Below are 1,107 nucleotides of genomic sequence, written 5' to 3' on the forward strand. Positions count from 1 at the left end.
CAATGACTTTCGAAGATGGTCAGTCAACGAAGACAGTTCCGGGTGTAGGTGAATACAGCATCAATTCTGATGGTTCTATCACCTTTACTCCAGAAAAACAATACGTTGGAACTCCAGCTCCAGTAACAGTGAAACGTGTAGATAAGAACGGTACAGAAGTTACTGCGACTTATACTCCAACAGTGACTAAGGTAACCCCAACTTCAACAGACGCCACTTCAAATGGTATCCAAGGTCAACCGCAAAAAGGTACCCCAACCTTCACAGAAGGTAATCCATTGGTTCCAATTGATGATACGAAACCAATGACTTTCGAAGATGGACAGTCAACGAAAACAGTTCCAGGTGTAGGTGAATACAGCATCAATCCAGATGGCTCTATTACCTTTACTCCAGAAAAACAATACGTTGGCACACCAGCTCCAGTCACAGTCAAACGTGTAGATAAGAATGGAACAGAAGTCACTGCGACTTATACCCCAACAGTGACTAAGGTAACCCCAACAAGCACTAACGCAACCAGCACAGGTCCTCAGGGTGTTCCGCAAACGGGCACTCCAAGCTTCCAAGGTGGTGATCCACTGGTTCCAATCGATGAAACAGTCGAGCCAACTTTCGCAGATGGAAGCAAAGAGAAATCTATTCCAGGTCAAGGAACTTACACGATTGCGCCAGATGGTACAGTGACCTTCACTCCAGACAAGAAGTTCGTTGGTAAACCAGATCCAGTCACAGTCAAACGTGTAGATAAGAATGGTACCCCAGTCACTGCGACTTACAGTCCAGAATTTACGAAAGTAACACCAACTGGAACAGGCGACAAGACGGAAGGTCTGCAAGGTCAAGTACAAGAAGGTAAAGTGACCTTCACTCCAGGTCATGACTCGGTTCCATTCCCAGCTGATTCAACTCCACTATTTGACAATGGTACAGCTGTTAAAGAAGTGCCAAATGTTGGTAAGTTTGAAGTGGACGCAGAAGGTAAGGTAACCTTCACCCCAGATAAGCAATTCAAGGGCGAAACACCAGAATTTGAATTGACTCGTGTGGATGCCAACGGAACCCCTGTTACTGTCAAGTACCAAGCGGTGGTGAAAGAAGTAGTTC

General features: G+C 45.6%; 1 pseudogene. It reads left to right on the forward strand.

What is annotated here, in order from left to right:
* A pseudogene (locus HMPREF2764_RS02640) lies at nucleotides 1–1,107 on the forward strand (hypothetical protein); the annotation flags it as partial.

This window comes from Streptococcus sp. HMSC073F11 (genome assembly GCF_001810785.1).
Classification (GTDB): Bacteria; Bacillota; Bacilli; order Lactobacillales; family Streptococcaceae; genus Streptococcus.